Below are 19,849 nucleotides of genomic sequence, written 5' to 3'. Positions count from 1 at the left end.
GGTTTAACCCTCCTCGGTGCTGGCTTCATCATCGGGGCCACCGCCGCCTTCAGGCGCGCTTGCGGCAGCCGGGGGCCCGCCACCTGGCCGTCCACCCGGAGGGCCGCCTGCACCCATCGGCGCGATGTCCTGTCCAGGTCTCAAGCGTTCGTTGCCACGCACCACAACTTCATCGCCAGGCGCCAATCCTGAGAGAACTTCGAAGTTGTCGCCAATCGGTGCACCAACGGTCACGGTGCGCGGCGAGGCTTTGCCGCCGTCGTTGACATAGGCTGTCCAGCCCCCGCGCGCCTGCACCAATGCATCTTTCGGAACGGCGAGTACCTCTCTTGCGTCACCGATGGGCACATCAAGTGTTACCGGCTGTCCAATGGCAAAGCTGGGGTCGAAAGTGTCGACAGCAAAGCGGACAGGACGTGTGCGCGTTTCGGAAAATTCCGTCGGCAAGACCGCACGCAGCGTTGTTGTAAAGGTGGCGCCACCCCCAGTTGCTCCGGCGACCGTCCGATCGGGTGAAAGCGAAGCGACATATCTGGCGGGGATGTTTGCTTCTACCTCGACGTTGCTGATGTCCAGAAGCGTTGTGATCTGGCTGCCGGTTGCGGCGAACTGCCCTGGCTGGGCGAAAATATCCAAGACCACCCCATCGAAGGGTGCGCGAATAGTTGCATTGGAAAGGTTATACTCTGCCAGCGAGATCGCATTCTGGGCCGCCGCGATCCGCGCCTCTGCCTGTGCCAATCCGCCCTGCGCCTCCGCCACGGCACTTGCACGTTCTTCGAGAGCCGCACTTGAGATGGATGCACTGGCCGCAAGTTCGTCCGCCCGCTCGAAAGCTTTTGTTGCGCGATCCGATACGGCTTGCGCGACCTCCAGGCCAGCAATGGCTATTTCAAGCTGTGCCTGAGCGCTGGCAAGCTCAATTTGTAGGCGCGAGGTGTCCATCTGGGCCAGTGTGTCGCCCGCCGCGACTGTTGAGCCGATCTGAATGGGCACGGATGCAATCACGCCCGAAACACGTGTCGCGACTGCACTTTGTCGGACAGCCACGATTTGACCGAAAACGCTTACGGTTTCGGTCATTTCTTCCATTTCGATGACTTTCGTCTGCACACCAGCGGGGCGTCCCTGCGCGAAGGCGAGGGAGGGTAAAGCAACGGCCAAGAGAATGCCTGCAATCACGGAATGAATGCGCATGTAAAACCTCGAGCTCAGTTTTGGAGACAGGTGAAAACCAACTAACTGAGGTTGAACTAGAACGAATGCGCGTTTTTGACAGGGGCGCGGACAAATGGGCAGCGACGGGATTGGATGCGATCAATCCGGTTCTGCATTTTTCATGCTTCGAAGGCGCTGCGCTCAGGGGCTGCGGCCTGAGCAAACCGAGCCCTGGTTTGCTTAGTCCTTGAGAGGATCATGCCCCCAGTTCATCAATGAATAGCGCCAGCTTGAGTCTTTGACGTCATCCTCCGGCCCTCCTTGAGAAAGATGCCGTTTGATGTAGCCGACTACCTTGCCCATGTGATCCCATTGATCATCGGACAGGTCATCCTTGTTTGTCCGCTTGATCTTGACAATGCGGCGGCCCGATTTGTGGCCTGTGCTTTCCCCATCATCGCTATCACCGACTGATTTGGACTCTTCGGTGTCCAACCAGTCTTCCAGTTCTGCTGGCTGCATATTGACGAGGTCTTTCCACTCATCCCAGATTTGCTCATGCGATTTCGATGATGACACAGCGTTCTCCCATTCAGATTTGTAGGACAACGGCCATCCTCGCTGGACGTTCCATCGCTACCTCAAGGCAGTCCGGCTGTTGAAGTCAGGCGAGTACAGGTCGCGACGCGGGCTTCAATGCAGGGGCCATCAGAAAGGCGAGTAGCAGTGCCGGCACCAAACCGGCCAAACCGATGCGCATGTTTGATGCTTCTGCGATCAGTCCGATGACAGGCGGTCCGACAAGAAACCCGCAAAGTGTGATCTGGGTGAGCACTGCCACGTTCGCGGCGCTTGATCGGTCTTTCAGTGCGCTGGCTGCGCTGACTGCAACTGGAAAACCGATCGACACGCCAAACCCGATCATCGCCACTCCGAAAAAGGAAAGCCACAGAACAGGGCTGGCAATCGCCACAAACAGTCCGGCAAGCGCGAGCATGACAAGCGCCTGCGCAAGTGCCTCCACGCGGAAGCGGGCTTTCAGACTGTCGCCCGAAAAGCGTCCCGCAGCCAGACAAAGCGCAAACACTGCATAGCTTGCACCGGCGATACCGGGCGCGGCTGAAAAGGTATTTGTCATAAAGACGGCGAGCCAATCCGCCATGGCACCCTCGGTGGTCGCGGCACCAAAGCCAAAGAGAGCGATGTTGATTAATTGGCGTGACGGTTTCTTTGTGGGCGCCCCGACGGCGTCATTCGATTTGAGATCGAAATCGGTGATGGCTCTGGCCGCATACAAAAGAGGACCGCCGCTCAATACCGCCACCCCGACAAGAGCCGGACCGGGTTGCACCGCAAGCCCCGCCATGAAGGATCCGATGATTGCACCGCAGAGAACACCCACCGACCAGAAGCCGTGGCAGCCGTTCATGATGAGCTTGTCGCTGCGTTCCTCGACCTCTGAAGCGGTCACATTCAGGCTAAGTTGTGCGATTGCCATCGCGACACCGGCCAGCATCAAAGTCCCGAAGAGCGTCAGCCAGCTCGTCGTGAAAGCCGGAATGGGCATCAAGATCACGTAGCCACCCAGTCCGAGGGTCAGGAGCGATCTGGAGCCAAGTCTTTCAGCGATTTTGCTGCCGAAAGAAAGCGCGATCAGAAGCCCAATGGGCATGCCGATCAAGGCAAATGCCAGAGCCCCTTCGCTCAGCCCTATGGTCTGCTGGACCTGCGGAATACGCGGAAACCACGCCCCCAGGATAAGGGGTTGTAGCAGGAAAACCCAACGGATTGCGGCGACATCATTCATGCGTGTCGTCCATCACGTATCGGTCTACCCAGGATCTGTGCAATCGCGCGCGCCTCGTCTTCGTCAAAGCGGCGTTGCTCTCGCCCAAACCCGAAACTTTGGTAGCGCTGGGCGAGAGGTCGAGACGCGGTGCATGACGCGTGAAATGACGTCACTGGCAGATTTTCGATGAGTTCGCCAAGATTTGCGCTTCGGATCCCGCCGCCGGCCATGATCTCGATCCTGCCAGCCGCCGCATCGTGCAGTTGCCGAAGTCCTGTCAAACCTTCCGGCGCAGAAGGGGCACCACCTGATGTCAGAATACGGCTGAAGCCTAAGGATATCGCCGCATCAAGAGCCGATAGCGGGTCATCCACGACATCAATCACACGGTGAAGCGTCAGATCAAGGTGGCCCGCCGCATCTGCCATCACGCGCAATGGATCGAGATCAAGTTGCCCACCGCGTTCGGCACCGATCACGATACCTTTGAGGCCGAGATCGCGAACCACTTTGATATTCGCGCAGGCGGCTTCGAGGTCCTCGGCGTTCATTGTGAAGTCACCGGCGCGCGCCCTGATCAGGACGTGGGTCTCAAGTCCTGATGCGGCGGCTTGCGCCATCAGACCGTAGTCCGGCGTCAGCCCACCGATATCGAGGCCGATGCACAATTCAATGCGGTCGGCATAAGGCGCGGCGGCTATCAGTGCCTGCGACGTGCTCACGCAAATCTCGAACGTGTACGCGTTATTCCGCGGCATCTTGGGTAATAGCCAGGGCGACGGCATCTGCAAAGGCGATCGTTTCCGAGCCACCATCAGACAGCACGACAAGATCACGAATGTCGCGTCCGACAAGCTGCGCCCGATGCGGCTGCTGCACGACACGTGCTGGCGTCGTGATGGCCATGCGCAAAGCCTCTTGCAAAGTCAGGCCGACCTTTGACACCAATCGGGCGACGCCTTGCGCTTGGGTGACGTGCGCGCCAGCAAGGCTTCCCTCGGCATTGATCAGACGTCCGTTCTCAAGATGAATTTCGTGACCGTAAAGATCGAACTCATCCGGTCCGCCGACCGTCGCCATGGAGTCTGAGACCAGAAACATCAGGTCTGGCGCGGGCCGTGCTCGGCAGGCCAGTGCAATCATGCGATCGTCAACGTGATGGCCGTCGCAGATGATCCCTGCAGACAGGTGAGAGTTGATGATGGCACCCACCGCTCCGGGCGCACGTCCGATCATGGGGGACATGGCGTTGAAAAGATGTGTCGCGCAAGACGCACCGGCACGGATGGTTTGCTCGACAGTCTTTGCGTCAGCGTCTGTGTGTCCGATCGACACCACGGCGCCGAATGCAACAAGTTTCGCAATCTGCTCAGGCGTCGCGGCCTCGGGCGCGACGGTGATCATCACGGACACATCATGGCGTCGCAGGTTTTCAACGACACCAATGGTCCGGTCATCCAGATCGCGGATAAACCGCGCATCATGTGTGCCCCGTCGCGCAACCGAGATATGCGGGCCTTCGATATGCAATCCCAGCACGCCCGGGTCGTTGCGGGCCTCAATGGCTGCGGTCGCTGCCTGATCAAGTACGTCGGGCGCATCTGTGATGACAGTCGGTAGAATGCCAACCGTGCCAAATTGCCGGTGAGCGGCCGCAATTGCGGCCATTCCTTTTCTGGTGGGGGTGCTGTTGACCATGACGCCGCCACCGCCATTGACCTGCAAGTCGATGAAGCCGGGGGACAGGCAGCCATCAACAGAAATCGCACCCTTTGGTGCCGGAGCGATTTCAGAGACGCGGTTGTCTATGATCCGAATGGCTTGATCTGTCAGGACTTGCTGGCCATCAAATAGCGTCTGCGGTGCGATCCATGTGTCTTTCATGCCGCTTCCTCAAAGAAATAGGGGGCCAAGGCGGATTGGATTTCCGCGTCAATCAGCCGTTGTGTTTGTGGCCCGTTGAGCTTTTCGGCTCTTGCCAGAACGTCAGGTGAGAAAACCTCTGCCAGTGCATGATCTGGGAGTGTGCCGCTGAAATCGGCAATCAAGTCCTGAACGGCCGCCTGCGCTGCCTTTTGTGGCCAATAGTATCTGATCCGATCAGCAAGGCCGAAGTGGCGCTGATGATACAACTCGGCTGCGTTGCCGCTGTAGTGGCCGTTCCACTTTGATGGATCACCCTGCATTACCGTCTCCATTGCCCTCTCAAGCGCGCCTTTGTTGTCCCGTAGCTGATCTAAGGCATAAAGCGCCTTGCGGTAGGCAAACGTCAGGGCAGGGCCGACCTTCTGAAACGCAAAGCCGAGTTCTGCAAGTCGCGGGTACACACACGCGTCCTGATAGTCTGTGGAGTGCGCTTCCAGACAGATGTGTGGATGGTCGGCTAAGGCTGCAAGCAACTTGGGGTCACGGTCGCGTGGCAAGTCATGGACCTTTGTCGGGCTGAATTCCACTCCCGGCTGCACAACCAAACCGCCAATCTGATCCGCAAGACTGCCGAAGGCTGCGTCATGGGCAACGAGTGTCTCTCGTGCTGCATCGGGTGAGGTGGCTGGAATGTCTCCATCTTCATCAACGCGCGCCCCGCCGGGAGGAGGCACTTCTGTCCCGACCACGAATAGAAGATCATCGTGAACCTCTGCGCACACCTTTGCGAGCCGAGCGGAGCGTGCTGCAGTGACATCGTCACCGAGTTGTGCCGGCTCTCCCGCACAGCCTTCTGAGCAGTCGAGATGAATCTTGTGGAAGCCTGCGGCAACGTAGTCTTTGACCAATTGTTCCGCCTTGGCCATTGCAATGGATGCTTCATTTGCGCGCCATGCCTGCGGCCCCAAATGATCGCCGCCAAAGATAATCTGGGCGCGATCAATGGCCGTTTCGTCAGCCCTCGCATGAACGAAGTCAACAAATGACAACGGCGTCATCCCGGTGTAACCGCCGTCCTGATTAACCTGATTGGATGTGGCCTCGATCACGACAGGCCGTCCAAGGTCGGCAGCAAGCGATAGTGAGGCCCGCAGAACGTCGGGATGTGCCGAACAGACGGATGGAATGGCGACGGCTTCGCCTGCGCGGTTGCGCCGGATGATATTGCGCAACTGCTCAACCATCTTGCTCTGCCTGCCATGCCGCATAGGCCGCACCACGTGCACCGCTGGTATTGCCACCTTCTGCAAGGGCCAGTTTGGGAATGGCAAAACCATCCAGTTGGGCAGATTTGGTGGCGGCTGAGAGGTCTTTCAGAATCCCATCGATCTGGCTCAACCCACCGCCCAGCACGATAATGTCAGGGTCGGCTGTCAGCGTGAGCGTATGCAGCAGCTCGGCTGTCAGCTTGCACCAGACCTGCCAGGTTTCGGAAAGGTCAGCATCACGTCTGGCCGCAATCTGGGGTGGGGAGACATCTTCGCCTGTGAACCGCTTCGCCAACCGGCTGAGGCCGGGACCGGCAATATAGGTCTCGATACACCCTTGGCGCCCACATCCACAGGTGACGATCGGCAAATCATATTGTTGGACCAGATGCGCCGGAGCCGCCGTATGACCAAACTCGCCCCCAGTAAGTGTCGGCCCTTGCAGGATGCGTCCGTCAACGCAGATACCGCCACCGACACCCGTGCCAAGGATCAACGCCATCACAGTGCGATATCCCCGGCCTTGGCCAAAGACAGCCTCTGACAGTGCCAGAGCGCGGCAATCATTGATGTAGGTAATGCGCCGCCCCGCCGCTTGCATGATATCTGCGGGAAACGGTCGACCGGTTGCCGCCAGATTGGCGGTCAGCGCACGCCCATCGACAGGATTGACCAAGCCTGCCGCGCCGATCCCCACTGGCGCTGGGCCGTCGCTCTGGCCGTCAGCCCATGCGATTTGTGCTGCCATTGCGGCCACAAGATCAGCGTAGTCCGCAGGCGTATTCTGCCGGTTTCGCGCAACGACGTTCCAGTTGCCATCAAAGACCTGTGTTTCGATCTTCGTGCCGCCAAGGTCGATCCCAACAGCTGTCATGGGGTCACCGGGTAAAGTGTGACGCCAGCGACGACCCGGCTCAGCGTGCCTTGGCCGTCAAAGGGGTTGTCAACATCTAGCTTGAGGTCCTGCGACCACATTGCACCGCGCACCTGCGCTGCGGCAACGCAAAGCGGTGCTGACCATGCAGGTCCGAACGGCATTGCAATGGCGATATCGCCATCTGCCCCGATTGTCTGGACATCCACCGATGGAAACTGCGCGCGGAGTTCGGCTGCCAGATCATGGTCATAGCGGCCAGTTGGTGCATCCGGGCTTGTGAATATCGTGATATGGGTTGCAGGATCGACAAAGGACTTTGGGCCGTGCCGGAAACCGAGGCTGCTGTCCCAAAGGGCTGCAATCTGCCCAGCAGAGAGCTCCATCACCTTCAGCGCGCTTTCTCTTGCAGCAAAGGCGAGCGGGCCAGAGCCGACAAAGACCGCGCGGGCAGGAAGGTTGCTGCTTTGAAAGAGGGGAAGCAATCGCTCCAGCTCCGAGGCAAGTGCCAGCATGCGTTCGTTCAGATCACAGGGTTCATCAAACACAGCGAGAGCCGTCAGCAGCATTGTCGAAAAGCTGGATGTCATCGCAAACCCCGCGTCGTGCGTCTCATCCGGCAGCAGGATCACCTTTGTCGGAGCGTCCGAAGCGCGCGTCGCCAGAGCGCCATCCTTGTTGCACGTGATGTTAAGGCGTGGCGCTTTGGGAGCCAACACGTCGAGCGCATCAAGCGTGCCGAGCGTTTCGGCGCTGTTTCCGGACCGGCCAAAGCTGACGACCAGAGGGCGCTCGCCGCGCAAAACAAGCGATGGGTTCGCTACAATGTCCGTTGTCGGGACGGAGCGGGTCCCTTTGACCTGCGTTGCGATGATGTCACCGATGTAGGCGCTTGTGCCAGCGCCGCAGAACCAAACTGTGTCGAAGTCCTGATCGGCAATCCATGCGCGGACTGCGGTCACGTCGAACGTTTGACCCCAGGCCCGCCAGATATCCGGTTGGCGATGGATCTCGCGCCAGGTTGCCCATTTGTCTAACGGTTCCCTCATGTCGTTTGCGTGACCTTGGACAGCGTCTCAGGCGCATCTGGATCAAGGCCCAATGCAAGAGCCGTGCGCAGAATAACAGGATAGATGACAGCGAGCAGGGCCGCTGCTGCAGCGGCAGGTGTGAGGTTATCAAGGTTCAGATCGCTGACGCGGATGCGGTGCACATCGCAGCCAGCTTGCTGAAAGCGGGCTTCGGCTTGATCGAGGCTTTCCTGTGTTTGTGGCAGACCGGTATCAAGCATCAAGACCATCAATGGGTTTGTCGCAAGCTGCAGCGGGCCGTGCAGAACCTCTGAACTGGAATAGGCTTCCGCGTGGATTGCGCAGCATTCCTTGAGCTTTAATGCAACCTCATGAGCTGCGCCATAACCTGTATCACGACCGATCACGTAGACATGGCGCGCTCTGAGAAAAGCAGACTGCAGCTTTTCGGCCTCAGGGTGTTCTGGCTTCATGGTGGCAAAAGCTTTTGCTGATCGCGCGGCATCTTCGGCATATGCGGGTTTAAGTTTACCAAGCAGTGCCATACCTGCCCCGATTGAGCCGATGACTGATTTTGTGGCTGGAACCGCAAGTTCGGGTCCGGCCCCGATCGAAAGGGTGACGTCTGATGCGCCTTCAACCGCGCTGTCTGGCTGATTTGTCAACGCCATGACGGTTGCCCCTGATTTTGCCGCGCCTTTTGCTGACAAAACCAGATCGTGACTGGCACCAGATTGGCTTATCACCAGTGCAGCACACCCGTTCAGGTCCACACCCTGACCGCGCGAAAACACAGAAGGCGGCAGCGATGTGACAGGAATGCCAAGCTCTCGCATAAATTCGTAGGACAGCACGTTGGCCGCCGCATCGGATGACCCCCGCGCCACCGTGTAGATAGCCCTCGGCACGCTAAGCGGGTTTTCAATCTCTTGGACCGCTGAGGCTGCAAACACAGCAAAACTCTGTGCGGACTCTGCTGCCATCAGCCGGCCGGGCGTGTTGTTCTCAAGTGTCATCCGCGCAGTCCATATCCATCAAATTCCTGCCATGTCGCGGTAAGGTCGATCATGGAACCTTTAATCCGTGCTTCGTCGAGTGCCATCGCCACCAGACCCGCCTCCATCGCATCAACGACACCAACGGGGAGTGTGTCGGTCTGTCCACGCAAGAAGGCGGCAATGTCGTCGATCATCATGTGATCGGCACCGTAGTGCGAAGAGGCACGGGCCTGATCCATCTGTGTATAGTCATGGGCTGCAATCGTGCTGCCGTCACGCGCCGTGGCCTTCAGTGTGCCACGGACGAAATCACCCTCGGCCATGCCATGCGTGCCCATCACGCAAAAGCGGCGGTGCTCGTCGGGGACGTTGAGGTTGGTGTGGAACGCCAGGGATGCGCCGCTTTCGTATTGCAATAGTGCTGTCTGGAAATCGATGATGTCGCCGTCGGAATGAAATGCGTCAGGTGCGCTGTTCCAGATCGAAGGCTTCTGGTGCATGATCTGGTTTTCAACGTTCGCGCTGGGCGCATTGGCAGGCACGAAGGACTTTCGGCCACCAAAACTTGCGACCCTCGTGGGCCGCGAGCCGGTCACCATGTTGTAGATATCAATGTCGTGGCAGCATTTCTCAAGCATGAAGCCGCCAGACCAAGACACCATACGTCGCCAGTCCCGCATAAAGAATGCGCCGTGATAGGGGGCAATGTGTTCATTGGCCTCAAGCGAGGTGATCTCTCCTAGGTCGTCCAGCACAGCCCGCAGGTCGACCATGTGCTGGGAATAACGCAGCACCAGACCCACCATGACACTGTCAGTCCCATGCTTAGCCAAAAGTGCGGCCAGTTCCATCGTTTCGGCCTTCGTTGTCACGACAGGCTTTTCTGTGAAGATGCGGACCCCAGCGGCCAGCCCTAACTTGATGTGTTCCAGATGGTACATATTCGGCGAGCCAACAAAGAACAGATCGGGCTTTGTCTCGGCCAGCATCGTTTCAAGATCGTCAAATCGTGGCGTTTCGCGCCGCATCTTGCCGCAGGCCTGAAAGCTCTTGCGTTGCTGGCTGATTGCCTGTGCCGTTGGAAAGCCGGGGAAGGTCTGGTCGGCCACCAACTCCGCAATTGCGGCATCGCTGAGAGTCGCGCCATGAAGGTCAAGAGCGTTATCCTTGGCAGGGTCGTAGTAACCCACCAACTCAGCTTCCGGCATCGCCTCACAAAGAATCGAAAGGACATGTCCTGCACGCAGGCCCAGTCCGGCTGTCACGACGCGCATGATCTTATCCGTTTACGGCGATTGCAGGGGCCGCTTTGCGACGCAGAACATCGCCTGAGGCATCAAATACATGGCAGTCTTCCGGCGACACGTTCAGCGCAAGCGGCTGGCCCTCTTGCACTTGCGCATCACCGGGAAGCGATGCGCAGAAACGCACGCCGTCGCCGACGGTGCCATAAGTGATCGACACGCCGCCGAGGCGCTCAAGCACATTGACGGAAATCGGGAAGCCCCCGTCGCCAATATGGACATGCTCTGGGCGAATGCCGACTTCGACGCGATCTCCGGTTGAGATGTGACCCCCGTCTACCGGAAGGACCATCTCGTGACCGCCGGAGAGGGCGACTTTCACGCCCGTCGGATCAGCAGCACTGACCGTTGCTGGGATGAGATTCATGTTCGGTTGCCCGATGAACTGGGCCACGAACTTTGTCTTTGGATGATGATAAAGCTCCATAGGTGTGCCGAACTGTTCGACACGGCCACCATTTAGAACCACGATCCGGTCGGCCATGGTCATCGCCTCAATCTGGTCGTGGGTTACGTAAACCATCGTGGCGTCAAGACTGCGGTGCAATTGGCTGAGTTCAACCCGCATGTCACCGCGTAAAGCGGCGTCGAGGTTGGAAAGAGGCTCGTCAAACAAGAAAACCTTGGGGTTGCGCACAATCGAACGGCCGATCGCAACGCGCTGGCGCTGACCACCAGAAAGTTGGCCGGGCTTCAACTGCAACTTGTCGGTCAGTTGCAGGATGCCGGCGGCCTGCTGCACGCGGGCGTCGAGTTCCGCCTTTTCCATCTTTTGCACGCGCAGCGGGAAGGCGATGTTTTCATAGACGCTCAGATGAGGGTAGAGCGCGTAAGACTGGAAGACCATCGAGATGCCACGATCAACGGGATGCGCGGTACTGACATCCTCGCCGCCGATCATGATCTGACCTGAGGTTGCCTCTTCCAGCCCGGCGATGATCCGTAGCAGGGTGGACTTGCCGCAACCTGAAGGGCCGACGAAAACCACAAATTCCTTGTCATTGATCGCAAGACTGATGTCATGCAGCACTTTTGCAGAACCGAAGGACTTGCTGATGGACATTAGGTCAAGGGTGGCCATGGCGTTGTCTACCTATCTGAATTTGTTGGCGTATATTGAGGCGGCAGCGCACCGCCGCCCCAACTCGGGAGGAAACTTAGAGAGCTTCGTCCAGCTCTTCTCCGGCGATTGTCACCAGATTGTCGACGGTGTCGTCTTCCAGCAGGATGCCCTGCACCATGTTGGTGAAGACGGACTGCAGTGACTTGAAGTCCTCTACGATTGGCTCTGGACCACCGGTCGAGATTGACGCTGTGAAGTTCGGCCAGACACCGCTTTCATAGTAGAGGTCTGTTTTGCCCATCGCGGCATAGTCAAAGATCGGTGTCAGACCCCATGAGCTGTCAAGGTCATACTGTGCATCACCGGACGTGATCCGCTGTGCCAGTTCCTGTGCCAGTTCTTCATGGCCGGAGCCTTTGAAGACAACAATCGAGTCTGTGATCAGGATCGAACCGCTTTCACCGGAAGGGCCTGCAGGGACCGGGACAACCAGCTGGTTGATGTCTTCGTTGTGCTGGCCATAGCCCCAAGGACCCTGGACATACATTGCGATCTGGCCGTCGTTGAACAGATCCTTGAGCTGGTCACGTTCCCAAGCGGTCGGACCTTCCTGAGAAACGGTTGCCAGACGGCCATAGAAGTCAAGCGTTTCGCGTGTCTGCTGGCTGTCGAGCTTGTTTTCGCCGGTTACCGGATCAATCACCACACCACCGTTGGAATAGAGGTAGTTCAGGAACTGGTGCATCGTGTTGTCGAAGTCCTTCCCAGCAAGGCCAACACCGGCGGCGTCAGTGTTATCGACAACGCCCTGTGCCATTGCGAACATCTCGTCCCAAGTGGTTGGCGCGACACATTCCTGACCGGAGGCCTCGACCAGATCACAGTTGATATAAAGCGCCTTGGTCGAGAAAGCGTGCGGGTAGCCCCATGTTGTGCCTTCGATGGTGACCGTGTTCAGAACACCAGGCTGGTAGGGGGCGTCTGCAGGGATCTCAGCAGGCACAATCAGGTCGTTGTTTGCCAACTGGCGCAGGGTGCGCGAACCCATGTAGGCGATGGATGGCGGATCACCGGCTGCGGCGAGCGTCAGCGACTTGTCCTGGCAGGTACCCCATGGCACAGCCTCCAGATTGACGGTCACGCCTTCATGGTCGGCGATGAACTGGTCAACCACGGCCTGGTCCGCTTCGCGAACTTCGCCGCCGCACATGATAAAGTGCAATTCTGTCGCGTGGCTGTCGGCAAAGACCATGCTGGCCCCGCTGGACAAAAGCACCGCACCAAGTGTCAGTTTCGTGAATTTCATAGTAGTCTCCCTAAGTTGGTTGTTGGCTATTCTTTGACCGCACCGGCCGTTAGACCCGCCACGAGGTATTTCTGAAGGAACAGGAAGATGACCATGACTGGCAGGATGCCTGTCAGGGCAGCGGCCATCATCTGGTTCCAGGTGACATCCTGATAGCCGATGAACTCAAAGAGGCCGGCTGGCAGGGGTTGCAGTTCACGTTGCTGGTTGAACGTGATCGCAAAGAGGAATTGCTGGGCATAAGCGCCGATGAAGACGGCGGTACCGACGACGATCAGGCCAGGCGTTGCCAGCGGCAGGACAACACGGCGCAGGGTGTACAAGCGGCTCGCACCATCGACGAAAGCAGCTTCTTCAAGCTCGCGCGGGATCTTTTCAAGGTAAGACCGCAGCAGCCAGATGCCGGTCGGGATCAGGAACGCGACGCCCGGAATGATCATGGCCCAGTAGGTGTTCAACAGGCCTATGCTGCGCAACACACGGTAAAGCGGGATCAGCAGAACCGCACCAGTGAACATGTTGACGCCCAGAAAAATCGCGAGAGAGCCGTTCTTGAACGGAAAATCGAGACGGGCATAGGCATAGGCGGCTGGCACTACAAAGATCATCGTGAGCAGCGTGACGGCAGTTGCGATGAATACCGAGTTGAAGATGTAGCGACCCAAGAGCGGCACCGTCTCCCACATGTCGCTGTAGGCCTGAAAGCTGAAGTCATCTGACCAGAACTGATAAGGGCTGCGAAACAGGTGCTCGAGAGGGCGCAGTGACGCCATGAACATCTCGAAGAATGGCAGCAGGATGAAGATCAGGAACACCGTGACCGCTGCATAGATGCCGACAAGCTGAAGTTTTGTGTATTTGTCCATCATCTTACTTGGTCCCGTACTTGCGGTTCACGAACTTGAGCACATTCAGGTAAAGCAGCGAGAACACCCCCAGCAGGATCACGATGATCACAGCGCGGGCGGAGCCTTCGCCGAATTTGAAGTTGCCGATAGCGGTCTTGTAGGTGTCCACGATCAGCGTCGTTGTGGCGCCGCGCGGTCCGCCTTCGGTCAGGATCCAGATGATCTCGAAGCTGTTGAAGGTGAAAATGGCAGAAAGCAGGGACATTGACACGATCACCGGCATGATCTGCGGGATCGTGATGCGACGGAAACGGTACCAGCGACCTGCACCATCGACCCATGCGGCCTCGTAAAGGTCACGGCTGACACCTTGCATCGCGGCAAGGAAAAAGAGCGTCACCATGGGTGTGCCCACCCAGACGTCAGCGACGACGGCCGAATAGAAGGCGGATTGCTTGTAGGCCAGAAACTCAAACGGTCCGTCCGTGATGCCAAGGGTCATCATCGTGCCGGAGAGCACACCAAAATATCCGTTATAGAGCCACAGCCAGCCGATCATGCCGATCGCCATCGGGATGATCCAAGGCGGCATGACCAGAACGCGGAACAGACCGCGACCGGGAACGGCGGCATTCAAAAGCGTCGCACCGATAAGGCCAAGCACGAGCTTGAGCGCGACGGAGAGAAACATCCAGTAGAACGTCCGGACAATCGTATCACGGAACTTCCGGCTTTCGACGAGATCCTGGTAGTTGGCAAGGCCTACATACTCTTCGCCGCCCAACCCAGCTTCCATGAACGAAAGCCGGATTGTTTCGGCAAGTGGCCATGCCACGATGACAGCAATGAAGAGCATGGCAGGGCCAATGAGCAGCCACGCAAAAACGGCCTCTGACAGCGTCTTTGTCTTTGGCTTTGCAACACCCTGCGGCAAAGACTGCGTCATCTCTGTCATTGTGATCCCCCCCGGTGTTTGTCGACGAATCGACCTTGTTGAATCAAGGTTACTCGACAAATGCCATTTTGCTACCAATATAATACCAGTCTAGAAAATCTCGAAAAAAGTATTTTATATCAGCGTATTGACGTTTGCATGTAAATACATGATTGTAAATTGGTCTGCGAATGGTATTGTTTTTGCATACCAGCCATTGCGGAAAGGAAACGGCCATGACTGACCTTGTTGATGCGCTGGAGCAAAGCGAATGGTACCGCGAAGGGCGCGGTCCACGGTACAAGCAGCTTTGTCGTCATATCAGCGCCATGGTGGCCTCGGGCGCACTTGCTGCCGAAGATCAGCTTCCTTCAGAACGCGAGATCGCGGACATCGCCGATGTCAGTCGCGTCACAGTGCGCAAGGCCATCGCCGAACTCGTCGCAGATGGCATGATTGAACAGCGACAAGGTGCGGGATCATTTGTCCGCAAGACAGGCGAAAGAACAGAGCAATCGCTGACCTCGCTGGTGTCCTTTACGGAAAACCTGCAAGCCCGCGGGCTACAGTCATCAAGCCGTGTACTTCTCAAAGGGTTGTTTGTGCCGACCCCGACCGAGGCGATGGTGCTCGGCTTATCGCCGCATCATCGGGTTGCGCGCATCCATCGTTTGCGTAGCGGTGATGCGGTTCCAATGGCGCTTGAGCACTCTTCGCTGCCAGAAGATGTCTTGCCGCGTCCCGACAAAGTCGATGTGTCGCTCTATGAGCTCCTTCGCGCCCGCGGCATGGCCCCTAACCGGGCGATACAGCGCGTCACCGCGATAAACGCGACGGCCTCCGTTGCGGAGTTGCTGGAGCTGCCAGAAGGAACAGCGATCCTGCAAATCGAACGTACGGGATATTTGCAATCGGGCCGACCTGTCGAGTTCACCAGCGGCTATTACCGCTCTGACCTCTACGACTTTGTATCTGAACTGAGATTGGACTGAGATGGACTACAACTGTCACATAGACGGGGATGATCTGCTTTGTTCGCTGATCCCTGACCGCAAGTTGCAGGCCGCAGTATTTTGCTGTTCGGGGATGGCGCCTTTGCAGGTCGTCTCTGGTGGCACCGAAAAACGTGCGCTTGGCAGCTATATCGAGGTCTCGTTGCCCGATCTGAACCCCGGCGAGGTCCATCATTTCACATTGCGCTATGCAGGAGGTTTCACGCCTGCCAATCGCGCGTGGTTGCCTATCGGCCCCGCGATCCGCATGGGCGGAGAGCTGCTGCCTTTGCCGCCAACTCATGCTGGCCGTGACGTGTCACGAAACCTGCCTGTCTTACCCATTGATGGCCTCGCAGTCGTTCCGCAACCGACAAGTTGGGACCCTCAAGGAGAAACGATTGCCGTCGATGGCGTGTCGGGTTCGGGCCGCGCCTACGAAAACGCAGCCGCGCTTGCAGACCGCCAGAAACTGGCTTTTCGAGGCACGTTCCCGGTGGTCGTGAACAAGCGTGATCTCCCTCAGGATGCCTATCGTCTTCGCAACACGCCAGAGCAGGTCATCATCGAAACGGCCTCATACGGCGGCGAATTTTATGCGCTAGTCACCCTGATGACGTTGCTGAGATCGGGGGAGTTACCGATCGGAGAAATCTCTGATGGGCCTCGTTTTGATTGGCGCGGCCAGCATCTCGATACAGCGCGGCATTTTTATGCACCTGATACGATCTGCGCGCTTCTTGATCTGATGGCCATGCTGAAGTTGAACCGGTTTCACTGGCACTTTGCCGATGACGAAGCTTTCCGAATACCAGTGCCGGCCCTGCCTGAACTGGAACAGCACCTGACCTTTCGCGGAGAAGGCCAATTCCTTCCGGGCCTCTTCACGGCGGCACCGATGCAAGGTGGCAGTTATGACCATGAGACTGTCAGACAGATCATCGCACATGCCGCGGCGCTCAATATCGAGGTACTGCCTGAAATCGAAGCACCGGCCCATGCGCTTGGCCTTGCCGCCGTTTATCCTGACACCCGCGACCCTGACGACACCGGCGGTGAGACGTCGGTACAGGGGTATCGCGGCAATGTATTGAACCCCGCGATGCCCAAGACTTGGGACGTCCTTGAAAAACTGGTTGATGGCATCTCGGCGTTGTTTCCGTTCGGTCATCTGCACCTAGGATGTGATGAACTTCCTAAGAACACATGGATGCATACGCCGCGCGCCTTGGCACTCATGCAGGAGCACGACCTGCAGACAACTCAGGACCTGCAAGGCTGGACCATTGCGAAACTTGCAGCATACGCGTCAAGCAAGGGGCTTCGACCCGCAGCCTGGGAAGAAGCCGCGCAAGGATCGAATGGCGGGATCGGAAGCAATGCGATCCTGTTCAGTTGGACAGGTCAGGGGCCAGGACTGGAGGCCGCGAGAGCGGGCTATGACGTGGTGATGACCCCTGCGCAACATCTTTACTTTGACATGGCCCACACAGGCGATCCCGATGATTGGGGTGCAAGCTGGGCTGCGTTTGTCGATCTCGAAGACACCGTGAACTGGGATCCCGTGCCAGAGGAAGATTTGTCAGACCGTATCATTGGCGTGCAGGGGGCATTCTGGTCGGAGTTCACCACCGAGGATTCCCAGATGTGGCCCATGCTCATGCCACGCATGTTAGGACTGTCCATGATGGCGTGGCAGAATGAGAAACCGGCGGCTGATGCGCTGAGAGAGTTGGCCGGCTATTACGTGATCGATGAGAGCGGACGTTTAATGTCGCCAGACATGGATCGGTGACTACAAGCGCGTTTCGCCGACTTGTGCGAGGGTGATGCTGGTTTCCGATTTGAGCACATCCCAGAGCTGACGCAGACCTTCTTCTCCGCCTGCTGCAATCGCGAACTGTAGGACTCGCCCGAAGAAGGTAAAGTTCGCACCCTGCCTATAGGCTTTGACGATGTCCTCGCCGCCGCGCAAGCCGGTGTCGTAGAACAGCGGGTAGTCCGCGCCTAGCGCCTCGCGGATCTCGGCAAGTTTCAGGATCGGGGGCGGCGCGCTGTCGAGCTGTCTTGAGCCGTGGCTGGAGACCTGTATGGCATCCACGCCTTCAGCCTTGAGCATCCGCGCGTCATCGACGTCAAGCACACCTTTCACGACCAGCTTGCCCGGCCACATCGCGCGCAGGCGCTTGAGCGTCTCGAAATCGGCTTTCGCGCGGCTTTCCGTGCGATCGAAATCGTAGCCATCCATCAGAAAGTTCGCCATTTGCGGTTTGCCGGCAATCAGCGAGGAAATCGACCACTGCGGGTGTAGGGCAAAGTCGATGAACTGTTTGACACCAATCTTGAAAGGCATGGTGAACCCGTGACGCAACTCACGCGGACGGCGTCCCACCTCGGCCACGTCGACTGTCAGAACGATGGTTTCATAACCTGCCGCCTTGGCCCGCTCGACCAGTTTGAACGTGCCAGTGCCATCACCCGAGAAATAGAGCTGAAACCACGCATGCCCTTGCGCCACCTCTATCATCTTTTCCATCGGGGTAGAGGCGACGGTCGAGACGCCCACCGGCACCTCTTCGCGCGCGGCAAGGCGGGCCAACATCAGATCGGCGCCAGGTCCTGAGAGGTTGCACATCCCCATCGGGCTGATGCCGAAGGGGGCTTTGGTTGGCTTGCCCCAAAGAGGGACAGAAAGTGACCGTTTGCTTACATCGCGCAGAACGCGCGGTGTCAGGTCGATCGCGTCAAAGGCCGCACGATTGCGTGCGGCCCCTGTTTCGGTGCCTGCGGCACCGTCGATATAGTCAAAGACCATCCAGGGCAGACGGCGGCGTGCAAGACGGCGGGCATCCGCGCTGGAGTGGATCTTTGGTGCCATCTTACGCTTTGACAGCTTCCATAAAGCGGTGGCGGATCACTACAGGATCCATTGTGATGACAGGCATCTTGGCGTTGCCGCTATCGCATTTGACGACCAGTACAGTGCCGTTCTGGGCATCGATCGCCTCTTGCAGCGCCTTGCCGCAATCTACGTCCTGCACTTCAACAACGTTGTCGCAGCCAGCCGCACGCGCCATACCGGCAAGGTCGGTCTTGCGCCCCGTGTAGGTCGGTTGGTCACCGGTTGATCCGTAAGACCCGTTGTCGATGATCATCAGGATGTAGTTGCTGGGGCAGTTGTTACCGATGGTCGGCAATGTGCCCAGGTTTGTCAGGATCGAGCCGTCACCATCGATGGAAATCACGGTCTTTGGTTGTGCGAGCGCCAGACCCAGACCAATCGACGACGCCAGACCCATTGTGCCCAACATGTAGAAGTTGCTGGGCTGGTCCATGATGGCATGCAATTCCTGGCTTGGAATACCGATATTGCAGACGATAAGCTGGTCTTTCAGGATCGGTGCGATCTCTTTGAGAATTTCGGAACGGATCATTGGTCGCCGTAGCCTCCCCAGAAATTGGCGTCGGTCAGGATCGCCACAGGTTTATTCGCCATGAATGTGTATTTCAGGATGTTGTCGAATTCCTCGACATCCTTTTGCCAGTGGAAGTGGTAGGTCGGTATCAGCATCTGTTCCAGCAGTGCTTTGGTATGCACAGCCATTTCCACCTGACAGGCGACGGGTTCACGCAACTCGCCCCGGTAGCTGATGATCATGGGCAAAGGCATCCTGTAGAACTGGGTCAAAGTGGCCAGCGTATTGATGGTCACACCAATGGCGGTGTTCTGCATGATGATCGCAGGGCGCTTGCCGCCCATGAAAGCACCGGCGCAAAGGCCCATGCCCTCGTCTTCCTTGTTGGATGGAATGTGAAAGATTTCAGGGCGTTGATCGACTTCTTCGATCACGCCTGCAAGTTGCTTGCAAGGGACGGTGGTCACAAACGAAACATCGTTGGCGACCAGATCGTCCACGATTTTCTTATCGATGTTCAAGGGTCTTACTCTCCTGATTGAGCCGGAAATGGCCTGAGTGACGAATTGAGGGTTATGGCCGGTCGCGGACAACATGCACCGCGCAAGGTGCATGCTGGACGACGCGGGCCGCGGTCGAGCCGAGGAAATAATCGCTCAGCCCCGGTTTGTGGGAGCCCATGACAATGCAGTCGATCCCGTTGTCAGCGGCATAGTCGATGATCGTGCGGGCGCTATGGCCCTGCACCAGTTCAGCACGCACGCCCGCATATTGCGCGGTCTTCTCGGCAAGGTTGGATTTGGCCGTTGCCATGCTCTCCTTGACGGCTGCTTCGTCAAGATAGGCGGCCACGGAACGCTGCGGTGCCTCATAGACGTGCAGTGCGATAATCTCGCCAGTGCCACCCGAAAGACCCTGCGCAATTTTGATGGTTTGCTCTGACACACCATGATCGAGGGCCATGGGAACAAGAATTTTGTTGTACATCATACGCTCCAGTTC

Annotated in this window: 20 protein-coding genes; 2 read left to right on the top strand and 18 right to left on the bottom strand. The window is 57.8% G+C overall.

The annotated features are described in order from the left end of the window. Positions 1-3: 3 nt before the first annotated feature. From BM316_RS10115 to BM316_RS10050, 14 genes are all read right to left on the bottom strand, one after another. Positions 4-1,197 (bottom strand): efflux RND transporter periplasmic adaptor subunit, encoded by a 1,194-nt coding sequence (locus BM316_RS10115; RefSeq protein WP_090207222.1) that lies wholly within the window; start codon positions 1,195-1,197, stop codon positions 4-6. Positions 1,198-1,398: 201 nt separating this feature from the next. Beyond that, complete coding sequence (locus tag BM316_RS10110; RefSeq protein ID WP_090207878.1) at positions 1,399-1,737, bottom strand: DUF3140 domain-containing protein; 339 nt, start codon at positions 1,735-1,737, stop codon at positions 1,399-1,401. A gap of 85 nt (positions 1,738-1,822) precedes the next feature. Further along, positions 1,823-2,965, bottom strand: a complete 1,143-nt coding sequence (locus BM316_RS10105) for an MFS transporter (protein ID WP_090207220.1) — start codon at positions 2,963-2,965, stop codon at positions 1,823-1,825. Then, a complete protein-coding gene (locus BM316_RS10100; protein ID WP_165606569.1) occupies positions 2,962-3,705 on the bottom strand; it encodes a copper homeostasis protein CutC in 744 nt (247 codons plus the stop codon). Before BM316_RS10100 ends, BM316_RS10105 begins: the two co-directional genes overlap by 4 nt. Continuing rightward, positions 3,692-4,831 (bottom strand): N-acetylglucosamine-6-phosphate deacetylase, encoded by a 1,140-nt coding sequence (nagA, locus tag BM316_RS10095; protein ID WP_090207213.1) that lies wholly within the window; start codon positions 4,829-4,831, stop codon positions 3,692-3,694. Before nagA ends, BM316_RS10100 begins: the two co-directional genes overlap by 14 nt. After that, on the bottom strand, positions 4,828-6,057 hold the full coding sequence (locus BM316_RS10090; protein ID WP_090207211.1) for a class II D-tagatose-bisphosphate aldolase non-catalytic subunit: 1,230 nt from the start codon (positions 6,055-6,057) through the stop codon (positions 4,828-4,830). Before BM316_RS10090 ends, nagA begins: the two co-directional genes overlap by 4 nt. Next, a complete protein-coding gene (locus BM316_RS10085) occupies positions 6,050-6,955 on the bottom strand; it encodes an ROK family protein (protein ID WP_090207208.1) in 906 nt (301 codons plus the stop codon). Before BM316_RS10085 ends, BM316_RS10090 begins: the two co-directional genes overlap by 8 nt. Further along, positions 6,952-8,004 carry an SIS domain-containing protein gene (locus BM316_RS10080; protein WP_090207205.1) on the bottom strand — a complete coding sequence of 351 codons (1,053 nt, stop codon included), beginning with the start codon at positions 8,002-8,004 and terminating at the stop codon, positions 6,952-6,954. Before BM316_RS10080 ends, BM316_RS10085 begins: the two co-directional genes overlap by 4 nt. Next, positions 8,001-9,002, bottom strand: a complete 1,002-nt coding sequence (locus BM316_RS10075) for an SIS domain-containing protein (RefSeq protein WP_242649815.1) — start codon at positions 9,000-9,002, stop codon at positions 8,001-8,003. The genes BM316_RS10080 and BM316_RS10075 overlap by 4 nt, the downstream gene beginning before the upstream one ends. Next, entirely contained in the window at positions 8,999-10,258 is a 1,260-nt protein-coding gene (locus tag BM316_RS10070; protein ID WP_242649812.1) for a Gfo/Idh/MocA family protein, read from the bottom strand. The genes BM316_RS10075 and BM316_RS10070 overlap by 4 nt, the downstream gene beginning before the upstream one ends. Before the next feature lie 4 nt (positions 10,259-10,262). Beyond that, positions 10,263-11,369, bottom strand: a complete 1,107-nt coding sequence (locus tag BM316_RS10065) for an ABC transporter ATP-binding protein (RefSeq protein WP_090207202.1) — start codon at positions 11,367-11,369, stop codon at positions 10,263-10,265. Positions 11,370-11,445: 76 nt separating this feature from the next. Then, positions 11,446-12,657 carry an ABC transporter substrate-binding protein gene (locus tag BM316_RS10060; protein ID WP_090207200.1) on the bottom strand — a complete coding sequence of 404 codons (1,212 nt, stop codon included), beginning with the start codon at positions 12,655-12,657 and terminating at the stop codon, positions 11,446-11,448. 26 nt (positions 12,658-12,683) lie between these two features. Next, entirely contained in the window at positions 12,684-13,526 is an 843-nt protein-coding gene (locus BM316_RS10055; RefSeq protein WP_090207197.1) for a carbohydrate ABC transporter permease, read from the bottom strand. Between the two features lies 1 nt (position 13,527). Next, positions 13,528-14,460 (bottom strand): carbohydrate ABC transporter permease, encoded by a 933-nt coding sequence (locus BM316_RS10050; RefSeq protein ID WP_090207194.1) that lies wholly within the window; start codon positions 14,458-14,460, stop codon positions 13,528-13,530. A gap of 215 nt (positions 14,461-14,675) precedes the next feature. Here BM316_RS10050 and BM316_RS10045 point away from each other — a divergent pair, with 215 nt between their 5' ends. Together BM316_RS10045 and BM316_RS10040 are read left to right on the top strand one after the other, a co-directional pair. Then, positions 14,676-15,431 carry a GntR family transcriptional regulator gene (locus BM316_RS10045; protein WP_090207868.1) on the top strand — a complete coding sequence of 252 codons (756 nt, stop codon included), beginning with the start codon at positions 14,676-14,678 and terminating at the stop codon, positions 15,429-15,431. A 1-nt stretch (position 15,432) separates the two neighbouring features. Continuing rightward, complete coding sequence (locus BM316_RS10040) at positions 15,433-17,226, top strand: beta-N-acetylhexosaminidase (protein WP_090207191.1); 1,794 nt, start codon at positions 15,433-15,435, stop codon at positions 17,224-17,226. Here the strand turns inward: BM316_RS10040 and BM316_RS10035 are convergent, their stop codons facing one another. The 4 genes from BM316_RS10035 to BM316_RS10020 are packed head-to-tail and all read right to left on the bottom strand — an operon-like array spanning position 17,227 to position 19,834. Next, positions 17,227-18,309 carry an alpha-hydroxy acid oxidase gene (locus BM316_RS10035; RefSeq protein WP_090207189.1) on the bottom strand — a complete coding sequence of 361 codons (1,083 nt, stop codon included), beginning with the start codon at positions 18,307-18,309 and terminating at the stop codon, positions 17,227-17,229. A 1-nt stretch (position 18,310) separates the two neighbouring features. After that, entirely contained in the window at positions 18,311-18,865 is a 555-nt protein-coding gene (comE, locus tag BM316_RS10030; protein ID WP_090207186.1) for a sulfopyruvate decarboxylase subunit beta, read from the bottom strand. Beyond that, entirely contained in the window at positions 18,862-19,368 is a 507-nt protein-coding gene (gene comD, locus BM316_RS10025) for a sulfopyruvate decarboxylase subunit alpha (protein ID WP_090207184.1), read from the bottom strand. Before comD ends, comE begins: the two co-directional genes overlap by 4 nt. Before the next feature lie 52 nt (positions 19,369-19,420). Next, a complete protein-coding gene (locus BM316_RS10020) occupies positions 19,421-19,834 on the bottom strand; it encodes a universal stress protein (protein WP_090207181.1) in 414 nt (137 codons plus the stop codon). Between the last annotated feature and the right edge of the window lie 15 nt (positions 19,835-19,849).

The sequence above is a fragment of the Yoonia litorea genome, from assembly GCF_900114675.1.
Classification (GTDB): Bacteria; Pseudomonadota; Alphaproteobacteria; order Rhodobacterales; family Rhodobacteraceae; genus Yoonia; species Yoonia litorea.
Note: the sequence above shows the minus strand (reverse complement) of the source record. Positions and strands in the feature narration are given on the sequence as shown.

What these genes read in the sequence shown, in the direction of transcription:
- BM316_RS10035 (WP_090207189.1), bottom strand. Translation starts at nt 18,309, where the DNA reads ATGGCACCAAAGATCCACTCCAGCGCGGATGCCCGCCGTCTTGCACGC.
- BM316_RS10105 (WP_090207220.1), bottom strand. Translation starts at nt 2,965, where the DNA reads ATGAATGATGTCGCCGCAATCCGTTGGGTTTTCCTGCTACAACCCCTT.
- BM316_RS10065 (WP_090207202.1), bottom strand. Translation starts at nt 11,369, where the DNA reads ATGGCCACCCTTGACCTAATGTCCATCAGCAAGTCCTTCGGTTCTGCA.
- BM316_RS10115 (WP_090207222.1), bottom strand. Translation starts at nt 1,197, where the DNA reads ATGCGCATTCATTCCGTGATTGCAGGCATTCTCTTGGCCGTTGCTTTA.
- BM316_RS10085 (WP_090207208.1), bottom strand. Translation starts at nt 6,955, where the DNA reads ATGACAGCTGTTGGGATCGACCTTGGCGGCACGAAGATCGAAACACAG.
- BM316_RS10020 (WP_090207181.1), bottom strand. Translation starts at nt 19,834, where the DNA reads ATGTACAACAAAATTCTTGTTCCCATGGCCCTCGATCATGGTGTGTCA.
- BM316_RS10080 (WP_090207205.1), bottom strand. Translation starts at nt 8,004, where the DNA reads ATGAGGGAACCGTTAGACAAATGGGCAACCTGGCGCGAGATCCATCGC.
- BM316_RS10075 (WP_242649815.1), bottom strand. Translation starts at nt 9,002, where the DNA reads ATGACACTTGAGAACAACACGCCCGGCCGGCTGATGGCAGCAGAGTCC.
- BM316_RS10055 (WP_090207197.1), bottom strand. Translation starts at nt 13,526, where the DNA reads ATGATGGACAAATACACAAAACTTCAGCTTGTCGGCATCTATGCAGCG.
- BM316_RS10070 (WP_242649812.1), bottom strand. Translation starts at nt 10,258, where the DNA reads ATGCGCGTCGTGACAGCCGGACTGGGCCTGCGTGCAGGACATGTCCTT.
- BM316_RS10060 (WP_090207200.1), bottom strand. Translation starts at nt 12,657, where the DNA reads ATGAAATTCACGAAACTGACACTTGGTGCGGTGCTTTTGTCCAGCGGG.
- nagA (WP_090207213.1), bottom strand. Translation starts at nt 4,831, where the DNA reads ATGAAAGACACATGGATCGCACCGCAGACGCTATTTGATGGCCAGCAA.
- BM316_RS10045 (WP_090207868.1), top strand. Translation starts at nt 14,676, where the DNA reads ATGACTGACCTTGTTGATGCGCTGGAGCAAAGCGAATGGTACCGCGAA.
- BM316_RS10040 (WP_090207191.1), top strand. Translation starts at nt 15,433, where the DNA reads ATGGACTACAACTGTCACATAGACGGGGATGATCTGCTTTGTTCGCTG.
- comE (WP_090207186.1), bottom strand. Translation starts at nt 18,865, where the DNA reads ATGATCCGTTCCGAAATTCTCAAAGAGATCGCACCGATCCTGAAAGAC.
- BM316_RS10050 (WP_090207194.1), bottom strand. Translation starts at nt 14,460, where the DNA reads ATGACAGAGATGACGCAGTCTTTGCCGCAGGGTGTTGCAAAGCCAAAG.
- BM316_RS10100 (WP_165606569.1), bottom strand. Translation starts at nt 3,705, where the DNA reads ATGCCGCGGAATAACGCGTACACGTTCGAGATTTGCGTGAGCACGTCG.
- BM316_RS10090 (WP_090207211.1), bottom strand. Translation starts at nt 6,057, where the DNA reads ATGGTTGAGCAGTTGCGCAATATCATCCGGCGCAACCGCGCAGGCGAA.